This window comes from Pirellulales bacterium (genome assembly GCA_035939775.1).
Classification (GTDB): Bacteria; Planctomycetota; Planctomycetia; order Pirellulales; family DATAWG01; genus DASZFO01.
The window spans coordinates 1-10,902 of record DASZFO010000024.1 but is presented as its reverse complement, the minus strand read 5'-3'; the positions used below and the strand labels follow the sequence as shown (position 1 = coordinate 10,902).

The following is a 10,902-nucleotide window of genomic DNA, read 5'->3' as shown; positions in this document are numbered from 1 at the left end:
TTCGAGCAGTTGATGACGGCATCGGGGCAGAAGTTCGGCCCGGCGCCGAAGAAGGGTTAATGGATCGTTCGCCCCCGGCCTGCGGTCTCGTTGCCGCACGGCCGGGGTTTTTTGCGCTCGCCGCTGGTCGCAAGCATCGCTGCATTCGTAGCTGAATTCGCCAGAATTCAGTTGCCGTGCGTTGTCTCAGCGATCGGAATTCTTGCGAATTCCACTACGGCTGTGTCCGTCAACCGCCAATCGCAACACTCCGATGCCCACTCCTCGTCTTGGCAATCCGAATCTCGGTCTGGGCGTCGGCCTGCGGTCGGTGCATTTTCCCTACATTTTGGCTAACCATCCGGAAGTCGACTGGTTCGAGATCATCTCGGAAAATTTCATGGATTCAGGTGGCCGGCCGCGGTATGTGCTCGAACAAATCGCCGAGCGCTATCCCGTGGTGATGCATGGTGTGTCGCTATCGATCGGCAGCACCGATCCGCTAAATATCGAATACCTGACCAAGCTCAAGCGGTTGGCCGCGGCCGTCAAGCCGCTGTGGGTCTCGGATCATCTTTGCTGGACCGGCGTGCTCGGGCTGAACGCGCACGATTTGCTGCCCATTCCGCTCAACGAGCAGACGCTCGCGCACGTCGTCGAGCGGGTCCGCACAGTTCAGGATTTTCTCGAGCGGCCGCTGGTTCTTGAAAACCCGAGCAGCTACGTCACCTTCGCCGGTTCGACGATGAGCGAATGGGAGTTTCTCACCCGCATGGCGGCCGAGGCGGATTGCGGCCTGTTGCTCGACGTGAACAACGTTTACGTTTCGAGCATCAATCACGATTTTGATCCGGTGGAATTCGTCGACAACGTGCCGCACGAGCGGATCGTGCAAATCCATCTTGCCGGCCACACCGATTGCGGCAAATACCGGATCGACACGCACGACGACCATGTGATCGACCCCGTCTGGGAGTTGTATCGGCTGGCGCACAAGCATACGGGCGGCGTCTCGACCCTCTTGGAATGGGACGCCAAGATTCCGCCGTTCCCCGTCGTCCATGCCGAGGTGCTCAAGGCGCGACAGTATATGGACGCGCAGCTTCCGCCGGCGAGCAGCGCTTCAACTTCGGCCGCGAGAACCGCGCCGCTGGTGGCAGTCGACGGATTCGCCACGGCGCCGCATCCGTTGACGTACGTTGTTACCGAAGTGGAATAGGAATTGGCCACAGATGAACGCGGATGAACACGGAGCGGGTAGCCAACGGAAGTCGCCTCCTCATCCCCTCGCCCCTGGCCCCTCGCCTCTCGCGCCGATGTCTGCCGTGCAGCGCTGGATGCAGGCGGTGATCATGCATCCCGACGGGGTCGATGCGGGGTTGGCATCAGACTCGGCCCGAGTGCATCTGAACGTCGATCCGGCGGACGTGGAACAAGTAATCGCGCGGTCGGAGGCCCAGACGAGCGTCGAACGGCTCTCGATTTATGCAAATGCCTATTACGCGCGGCTCTTGGAATGCCTGGGCGAAGAGTTTCCCGTGCTGAAGCGGACGCTCGGGGAGGAGGTGTTCGACGGGTTCGCGTTCGACTACTTGCAGAAGTATCCCTCGCAGAGCTACACGCTCTGCAAACTGGCGGAGAACTTCGCCCGTTATTTGGCCGAGACCCGTCCGGAGGAAGCGAATGGCGATTTGCCGGCCGATTGGCCAGAGTTCTTGATCGATCTGGCGACGCTGGAATGGACTTTCAGCCAGGTGTTCGACGGTCCGGGGGTCGAAGGGCAAACGCTGCTTACGAGCGAACAGCTTCAGGCGATCGACGCCGAGCGTTGGCCGGCCGCGCGGCTGGAAGTGGTGCCATGCCTGAAGCTGCTGGCGCTCCGATTTCCGTTAAATGCCTATTACACGGCGATGCGTCGCGAGGAAAATCCCGAATTGCCCGGCCCGGCCCCGAGCTGGGTCGCGGTGACGCGCCGCGAGTTCATCGTTCGCCGGCATGACCTCAGCCAACGGCAATTCGAATTGCTCTGCGCGCTCGCGGCGGGCGAATCGGTCGGATCGGCGATCGAGCGGGCAGCCGAAGCGCCGGGCAGCGACCTCGAGCAATTCGTCGTCGAATTGGGTGACTGGTTCCGCGATTGGGCGGCGAGTGACTTTTTTCAACGCGTCGTCGTTGAGATCTGATATCGCAGATTTGATGCTCGCGCATGGCACTCGCGCTGCGGCTCACTTCTATTCGGCTCACTTCAAAATATGGACCAAATCACTGTAATCGTCGGTCCAAAGCAGCGCCGGCGGCCGAGAGTCCTCCTTTTTCGCGAACGGCGCGAGGCTCAAGAGCAGCTTTTCGTTGTTCGTTAGCAACATCCAGTTGGCCGAATACACCATATCGTCGTTATTGCCGTCGGAGTCGATCGCGATCACGTTCATCTTGAGATGCTCTGCCAATCCGCGAACCACGGGTGCCAGATTGAGATATCGATTCGAGATGTGGATCGCGAGCACTCCCTCGGGATCGAGATGCCGCTTATAAACGTCTCCGGCCTGTCGAGTGAGCAGGTGCGTCGGAATTGCATCGCCGCTAAAGGCATCGACGGCGATCACGTGGAAGCGTCGTCCCTCCGTTCGATCGTTCAGTTCCCGTTCGAGCGACAATCGCGCATCGCCCATTGAAATCTCGAGGCTGCCGCGGCCCTGTCCCATGCGCTGCTCGGCGTCTTTCAGGTAGGTAAAATACTGACGAGAAATCTTGGGCACTTCGGGATTGATCTCGTAGAAGACAAATTGATCGTTCGGTCGGGCGTAGGCTGCAAGAGTGCCCGTCCCTAGGCCAATCGCCCCAACGCGGAGGCTCGGGACCGACTGCGACGCGAAGAAATCGATTGCGCGGCCGACGCCGCTTACCCGACCGTAATAGGTGGTGGGAATCTTATTGCGCTCATCATCGACGAACTGAATTCCGTGCGTGATCCGCCCATTGAGCAAGATTAGTATAGTGTCACCTTCGTCGTCTTTTTTCCTTACGCTGAGCACGCCGTAGAAATTCCGCCGCGCGGCAACGATCTTGGCGTTGTTCTTTAATCCAAGCTTTGCCCCGATCAGCACAGCCGCAGCCAGAACGATCATTGCCGGAACAAAGACTCGCGGATAGCGCCGCAACCAACCTCGCTCGTCCGTTCCCAAAAGAATGGCCACGGCCAGCAACAAGCCTCCGAACAGTCCGATATACCATTCGGCGTAGTCGGAGAACACCAGAGGTGCCACGAGACTGACGAACAGCCCACCGAGCGCTCCTCCGGCGGAGATCATCAAATAGAACGCCGTCAAAAAGCGCGGATGCGGCCTGAGCCGGACGAGTTCGCCGTGGCAAAGCATGCATAAGCAGAATAGACCGCCAAAACTCAGGCCAACATCGACCTTCTTGACGTTCGCCGACAACGCGTCGTGGACCATCAGCGCGTATACTCCCGCCGCAAGATAGAGAAGCAGCGTGACCGCGGCTACAAGCCTCGGCCAATACCAGCGCTCGTGGTCGAAGCAGATGATGAACGACAGCAGATATAGGCTCAACGGCACGATGTACAAGAACGGAACTGTGGCCACGTCTTGGCAGGCATGGTTTGTCGTCGCTAGGAAAGCCATCGAGGCGAAGGCCGGCAGCACGAGCCACAGCCAACGACGCGTCCACCCCGGCGGCTGATCGTCGTTTGGAACCGCCGAGGCGTTGCCGCGCAGCTCGATTGGCGATCGCTTCTTGCCGTTCCCCTGCTGCGCCGTCTTGGGCGGCTCGCCTGCCGCGATCATGCGAATCGCGCCGAAGCCGCACAACGCGGCAAAGATCCAAAACGCCCATTGCCAGATCGCCGCTTGCGAGCCCAATGGCAACAGCGGCTCGATCAGAAACGGATATGTCAACAGCGCCAGGAGCGAGCCGACGTTCGACAGCGAATAGAGCCGATATGGCGAGCGGTCGGGATTGGTCCGGCTGAACCAGGCCTGCACCAGCGGTCCCGTCGTGGCGAGAACGAAATATGGCAAGCCGACGCTGGCCGTTAGCAAAAGCAGGATTCGCCCCGCCGGTTGCGAACCATCGATCGGCTTCCAACGCGCGCTGGGCACGAACGGCAGCGAAACCACCGCAGCCACGAGCAATACCAGGTGCACCGCGGTCTGCCACAGCGGCTTGAAATAATGAACGCTCAGGTGGGCATAGGCGTATCCGGCGAACAGCAGCGTTTGGAAGAACAGCATGGCCGTCGTCCAAACCGCCGGCGTGCCGCCGAACCAGGGCAGAATATAGCGGCTAATGATCGGCTGCACCTGAAACAACAACAGCGCGCCGAGAAAGACCGTCGCCGCGTAGGCAACCATCAGCCACCGTTTTGCCGCCGCCTGTTCCATGCTTCCGAACTCATTTACCCCTGGCGTGTTTTCCCGCCAAGTGTAACATATTTGGGACGCTCGTGATGAGGCGGGAAACGGGACGGAGCGCTTGCTGGCCACTCCATGAAGACCATCCGGAAGTTGCTCGTCGCCAATCGCAGCGAAATTGCGATTCGCGTGTTCCGCTCCGCCCACGAGTTGGGCATTCGCACGGTCGCCCTCTATTCCCACGAAGACCGCTACGCCCTGCACCGTTTCAAGGCCGACGAGGCCTATCAGGTCGGCAAGGAGGGGGAGCCGATCCGGGCGTATCTCGATATCAAGGGCATCATTGCCATCGCGGTGGCCCACGGCATCGACGCCATTCATCCCGGTTACGGCTTTCTCTCGGAGAATCCAGCCCTGCGGCGAGCTTGCGACGAAGCAGGGCTAATTTTCGTCGGGCCGCGAGTCGAATTGCTCGAGCAGCTTGGCAATAAAACATCGGCCCGCGAGATCGCCGAGCGGGCCGGGGTGCCGATTCTTCCCGGCAGCCCGCACGCCGTGACAAGCCTCGCCGACGCCCAGGCGCTGGCCGCGCAGCTCGGCTTTCCCGTCATGCTCAAGGCGGCCCACGGCGGCGGCGGCCGGGGCATGCGCGTCGTGCTCGAGGAAAGCCAACTCGCGCCGAGTCTCGAGCAGGCCCAGCGCGAGTCGCTCTCGGCGTTTGGCAGCTCCGAGGTGTTCGTTGAGAAGTACATCTCGCGCGCACGACATCTTGAGGTGCAACTGCTCGGCGACGAGCATGGAAACCTCGTCCATCTCTGGGAGCGCGATTGCTCGTTGCAGCGGCGGCATCAGAAAGTGGTCGAGATCGCCCCTGCCCCGAATCTCGATCCTGCGCTGCGCCGCCAGCTCTGCGAATCGGCCCTGGCGATCGGGCGGACCGTGCGCTATGAGAACGCCGGCACTGTCGAATTCCTGCTCGATGTCGATAACGGCCAGCATTACTTCATCGAAGTCAATCCGCGGATTCAAGTCGAGCACACGGTCACGGAAGAAGTGACCGGAATCGACGTGGTCCGCAGCCAGATTCTCGTTGCTCACGGTTATCCGCTCAGCTCGCCCGAGATCGGATTGGCGCGACAGGACGAAATCCGCACGAACGGCTTCGCCTTTCAATGCAGAGTGACGACCGAGGATCCTGAGAACCGCTTCGTGCCGGATTACGGCCGGATCGCCGCCTATCGCTCAGCCGCCGGCATGGGGATTCGGCTGGACGCGGGCACCGCGTTCTCCGGCGCGGTCGTGACGCCGTACTACGATTCGCTGCTCGTGAAGGTCACGGCCCGTGGCACTCGGCTCGTCGATGCTTCGCGGCGGATGGAGCGCTGCTTGCAGGAGTTTCGCGTTCGGGGCGTGAAGACGAACATCCCGTTTCTGATCAACCTTGTCACGCATTCGAGCTTTCTGGCGGGCGAATGCACGACGAAGTTCATCGACGAAACGCCCGAGTTGTTCCAGATGGTGATCCGGAAGGATCGGGCCACGAAGCTGCTCCAGTATCTGGCCGAAGTGGTTGTCAACGGCAACGCGCTCGTCAAGGATCGCCCGCGGAGCACTCGCCGCACGCCGGCGCCGGTGCCGCACCATGATCCGCTCGAACAGCCTATCGCCGGTTCGCGCAACAAGCTCTTGGAACTCGGCGCCGAGAAGTTCTCGCAATGGATTCTCGATCAACGGCCGTTGCTCTTGACCGACACGACCTTCCGCGACGCCCATCAATCGTTGCTCGCGACGCGGATGCGCAGTTTCGACATGTTGGCGATCGCCGCGGCTTATGCTCGGCTCGTGCCGAAGATGTTTTCGATCGAGATGTGGGGCGGGGCGACATTCGACACGGCGATGCGGTTCCTCAAGGAATGCCCGTGGCAACGGCTCAGCCAATTGCGCGAGCGGATTCCGAACATCCTGTTCCAGATGCTGCTGCGGGCCTCGAACGCCGTCGGCTACACGAACTATCCCGATAACGTCGTGCAGTCCTTCGTCGTCGAATCCGCGAACGCGGGAATCGACCTGTTCCGCATCTTCGATTCTCTGAATTGGGTGCCGAACATGCGCGTCGCGATGGACGCCGTGCTCGAGACCGGCGCTCTATGCGAGGCGGCCATCTGTTACACCGGCGATATTCTCGATCCCAGCCGACCTAAATACGATCTGAAGTATTACGTCGAGCTGGCCAAACAGCTCGAAAAGATGGGCGCCCACATCCTGGCCATCAAAGATATGGCCGGGCTGTGCAAGCCCTACGCCGCCGAGAAGCTCGTCAAGACGCTGAAGCAGGAGATCGGCATCCCGATCCACTACCACACACACGACACCAGCGGCATCTCCGGGGCCAGCGTGTTGAAAGGAGCGGAAGTCGGGCTCGATATTACGGACGCCGCCATCGCCCCCGTCTCAGGCCTCACTTCGCAACCGAATCTCAACGCGCTCAACGAGGCGCTGCGATCGACTCCGCGGGCGACCGGCGTGAATGACGCAGCGCTGCGCCAGCTTGCTTACTATTGGCAGGCGGTTCGCGAGTATTACACGCCGTTTGAAAGCGACATGAAAGCACCCGATGCCGACATCTATCTTCACGAGATGCCAGGGGGCCAGTTCACGAACTTGCAGGAACAAGCCCGAGCGCTCGGGCTGATTTCGCGCTGGCCGGAGATTTGCCAGACGTACGCGGCCGTGAACCAAGTGCTCGGCGACATCGTGAAAGTCACGCCGACCTCGAAATCGGTCGGTGATCTGGCCCTGTTTCTCGTCACGAACAATCTCAATACGGACGCGATTCTCGATCCGAGCCGCGAGTTAGCGTTTCCCGAATCGGTCGTCGATCTATTGGCCGGGCGGATGGGGCAGCCGCCGGGGGGCTTTCCGCCCGAGGTGCGCAAGCGCGTGCTCCGCGATCAGAAGGCGGTCGAAGGGCGGCCGGGCGAATCGCTCCCGCCCGCCGATTTCGCCGCTACCGCCGAAAAGTTGAAGAAGATCATCGGCGGCGAGCCGAGCGATCAAGATATGGTCACCTATCTGCTCTATCCGCGAGTCTTCCAGGATTTCGTCTCCCATCAGCAGACTTTTTCCGACACGAGCGTGCTGCCCACCCCGTTCTTCCTCTACGGCCAACAGCCGGGGGAAGAGCTGGCCGTCGATATCGAGCCGGGCAAAACGCTGATCGTCAAGCTGCTCACGGTTGGCGAGCCGCATCCCGACGGCCGGCGGACCGTGTTCTTCGAGTTGAACGGTCAGCCGCGCTCGGTGAATGTGTCCGATAAATCGCTCGAGACCGAAGTGATCCGCCGCCCGAAGGCCGAGCCGAGCGATCCGCGGCAAATCGCCGCCCCGATGCCGGGACTCGTCGTCAACGTCGCGGTCAAGATCGGCGACTCAGTCAAACGCGGCCAAAAGCTGCTCACCCTCGAAGCGATGAAGATGGAAACGACCCTCTATGCCGAACAAGACGGCCGAGTGGCCGACGTGCTCGTCAAGGCCGGCACGCCGGTCGAGGCCGGTGAGTTGGTCGTGAGTATGGAATAACAAAAGTACGAAGGATTCTCACACCGAAAGGAGCACTCAGATGGCGAAGACGTCCTGTCCCGTTAATCGCGCGGAGTTTCACGACCATGCCAGGCCGGTCGAGATCAACATTGGCGGTTCGACGATGCTCGCCGACGTCAAGGAGTTCTCGACCGGCTCGCTCGGCTGGTATCTCAACGGCAAGACGATCATCAAGATCGGCGACAAGCCAGTCACTGTCCAAATCGGCCTCAACATGACCATCGTCGGCTCGAAGGAATTGCCGAAGTAGTGGGGCGATCTGGTCCGAAAGATTTCGACCCGCTTGAACTCGCCTCCGAGGACATGCGGACTGTCATGGCCGGTGTCCGACCGCTCTTTCTCCCGTGTCGCCGAACGCTTGCAATCGCCGCCGCCGCCGACTATTTTGGGCCTGTCGTCGTCCGCGTAGCACGGGGTCGAATCAAGACTCCAATTTTTGGGCGCGTGCCTTAATCTCGAAGTCCGTCCCAATTCGGCGAATAATCCGGGACCATGCTCTCGAATTGAAGGCGGCGTAGATCTTCCGAACGGTTGTCGCAACCAATCTAATTGCACTAAGAGTCGCTAATGAAACGGAACTCCCACCTCGGTAGAAATCGGGGCATTTCGGCGCGGTCTTTGCGTAGCGGTTGCCGGATCGTTTGTCGATTTATCTCGTCTTGCGCAATGTGGATCGCCCTATCGCTGGTTCTTTCGGCCGCGGTCACCGCGGCGGCAGCGACGATTCCTTTCACGGCGTGGAACACGTCTGTCGTCACGTCGGCGAACCTTTACTATTCGCAGGAAGCGGTCGATGCCTCGGGCAACAGCTACGTTTGCGGCTATACCGACGGCAGCGTTTTCGGCGGAAGCGCTGGAGCGGTCAAGGGTTTTCTTGGAAAATATGGCCCATCCGGACACTTCGTTTGGGGAACTCAGATTCCCAATGGCCGCTTCGATTCAATCACTATCGACCCAACCGGCGGAGTATACGTATCCAGCGGGAGTTCGATCCTGAAATACAACTCCGCTGGGAACCTCCAATGGAGCGGCGGCACGCCCGGCGACCTGGTGTACGGGATCGCCATCGACCCTTCCAAGAATATCTTCGTCGCCGGCGTCGTAGGCAATCCTGACAACGCATTCTTGAGCAAACTTGATTCGTCGGGCAACGTCCTCTGGACTCGAACGCCCCAAACGTCGGTTACGACTACGAGCTATCCAAGCGCGGTCGCCGTTGATAGCAGTGGGGACGTGATCATGATTGGTCAGGATTACTTCAACAATTTCACAGCGAGCAATGGCTTTGCCGCAAAATATGATCCGGGGGGAAACCTCCTCTGGAATCCGCAGTTCGGTTCAACGACAGATAGCACCCTGACCAATGGCGTCGCCATTGACTCCAAGAGCAACATTTACATTGCCGGCGAGGGAGGACCCTTGTTGGGCGAGCCGGTCAGCAACATGCCCGGCTACTTAATCAAATACGATGCTACCGATAATCAACAATGGATTAGTCGCTTCAACCAATTCTCGGGGCCGATGCCTGTCAGGCTAGATCCGAACGGTGGAGAGTATGTCCCGGGTTCCTTTAACGAGATACTTAAGTACAGCACGACGGGCACGCAAGTCGCGCAGACGCCAATTCCCTCATCTGGTTTGTCCGACCTCGCGTACAACAAGGGCAACCTCTACTTATTGAACTATTCATCCGATCGCAACGGCTTCAATAGTTATTTGACGGACGTTGTCGTTGCTGTTGTGCCCGAGCCGTCCGCAATTGCCTTGCTCGGATGGGGTTGCGCGGGATTACTTTGGATCGCGTTTCGGCGACACGTCAAAACGTGATTCGACAGTGGGGACCGCGATCCTCGGGGCCGGCTCCGTTCCGCCTTTCGTGTCCCGAATCGTAGCGCCGGGTTGTTAGCCGCGAAAGATTTCGATCGGTTTGAATTCGCTCCCCAGAACTTGCTTGCTCGATTCGCCGAGCCATTGGTCGAGGATGTCGGCGTAGACTTGGCGGTAATCGGTGTGATGGTTGAGCTTGTCCATGTGAAGACTTTTCGGGCTCGGAAGCGCGTCCGTGCAATGGAATCAGCGACTCCGCCGAGCAGCGGGGCAACCGGTCAAAGACTGCGCGCAACCACGATCAAGCCAATCTCCTTTCCGGCTCGCGGCCAGTGGGAAACAGTCGCCGAATTATGTTGCAATTCAATTGCCGGCGCGCATAATGAGCGGCACCCCGCCAGAGGGCCTAGGCGGGGTCCCATTCCTCGACGCACACGTTTCGGCCGTCCGCTCACGACGGTCTTCTAACGATGGCAATGCACCCGCATTCGCGGAGCATTTTGCGCCGCCATCGCGCGACCGCGATCGAAGCGCTCGAAGATCGCTGCTTATTGTCGATGACTCCCGCCGGAACGCCCAACACGCTGACGTTCCACGGCGATGCCATGCGCACCGGCTTCGATCAGAACGAAACCGTGCTCACGCCTACGAACGTTTCGGCGAATTTCGGCCAGGTCTGGCAGTCGCCGGTGCTCGACGGGCATCTGTATGCCTCGCCGCTGTATATGGACGGAGTGTCCATCACCACTGGAGGCAATGGCACGAATCACACCGGCGACGGTGTGGTAGCCGGCTCGGGAAAGACGCTCGGCGTCGTCTTCGCGGCGACCGGCGGCGGCACGGTCTACGCCATCAAGGCCTTCGACACCAACGGCCCCTCGGGCGTTGCCGCGGGAACCATTCTCTGGAAGACCTTTCTCGGCGTTCCCTCGGCCGGCATCGACGGCAACAGTATCGGAGTTCTCGGCACGCCCGTCATTGATGCTAAAGCCAATCGGATTTATGTCGTGGCGTCGGTCACCGATTATTTGCTGCCGTCGGGAGACACGAATCACGGCAAAGCGATCTTTGAGGTGTTTGCCCTGAGCCTTAGCAACGGCGCCCTCATCCCTGGTTTTCCGCTGGC

General features: G+C 60.1%; 8 protein-coding genes. 6 read left to right on the top strand and 2 right to left on the bottom strand.

Translation table 11 applies throughout. The annotated features are described in order from the left end of the window. The first annotated feature begins 253 nt into the window (after nt 1-253). Nucleotides 254-1,198 (top strand): DUF692 domain-containing protein, encoded by a 945-nt coding sequence (locus VGY55_01090; GenBank protein ID HEV2968549.1) that lies wholly within the window; start codon nt 254-256, stop codon nt 1,196-1,198. A 97-nt stretch (nt 1,199-1,295) separates the two neighbouring features. Continuing rightward, on the top strand, nt 1,296-2,162 hold the full coding sequence (locus VGY55_01085; GenBank protein ID HEV2968548.1) for a DNA-binding domain-containing protein: 867 nt from the start codon (nt 1,296-1,298) through the stop codon (nt 2,160-2,162). A gap of 57 nt (nt 2,163-2,219) precedes the next feature. On the opposite strand, the gene VGY55_01080 is transcribed toward VGY55_01085, so the two are convergent. Beyond that, complete coding sequence (locus tag VGY55_01080) at nt 2,220-4,379, bottom strand: fused MFS/spermidine synthase (GenBank protein ID HEV2968547.1); 2,160 nt, start codon at nt 4,377-4,379, stop codon at nt 2,220-2,222. 105 nt (nt 4,380-4,484) lie between these two features. Between VGY55_01080 and VGY55_01075 the strand changes: the two genes are divergently transcribed. The 3 genes from VGY55_01075 (at nt 4,485) to VGY55_01065 (ending at nt 9,776) form a co-directional block, all read left to right on the top strand. Further along, nucleotides 4,485-7,928 carry a pyruvate carboxylase gene (locus VGY55_01075; GenBank protein HEV2968546.1) on the top strand — a complete coding sequence of 1,148 codons (3,444 nt, stop codon included), beginning with the start codon at nt 4,485-4,487 and terminating at the stop codon, nt 7,926-7,928. A gap of 40 nt (nt 7,929-7,968) precedes the next feature. After that, nucleotides 7,969-8,199 (top strand): hypothetical protein, encoded by a 231-nt coding sequence (locus VGY55_01070; GenBank protein HEV2968545.1) that lies wholly within the window; start codon nt 7,969-7,971, stop codon nt 8,197-8,199. A 416-nt stretch (nt 8,200-8,615) separates the two neighbouring features. Beyond that, nucleotides 8,616-9,776: an SBBP repeat-containing protein gene (locus tag VGY55_01065; GenBank protein ID HEV2968544.1), complete on the top strand. Its 1,161-nt coding sequence runs from the start codon at nt 8,616-8,618 to the stop codon at nt 9,774-9,776. Between the two features lie 75 nt (nt 9,777-9,851). Here VGY55_01065 and VGY55_01060 read toward each other — a convergent pair whose 3' ends face one another. Then, nucleotides 9,852-9,980, bottom strand: a complete 129-nt coding sequence (locus VGY55_01060) for a hypothetical protein (protein ID HEV2968543.1) — start codon at nt 9,978-9,980, stop codon at nt 9,852-9,854. Between the two features lie 266 nt (nt 9,981-10,246). On the opposite strand from VGY55_01060, the gene VGY55_01055 reads away from it, so the two are divergent. After that, a partial coding sequence (locus VGY55_01055; protein ID HEV2968542.1) for a hypothetical protein occupies nt 10,247-10,902 on the top strand: 656 nt, incomplete at its 3' end.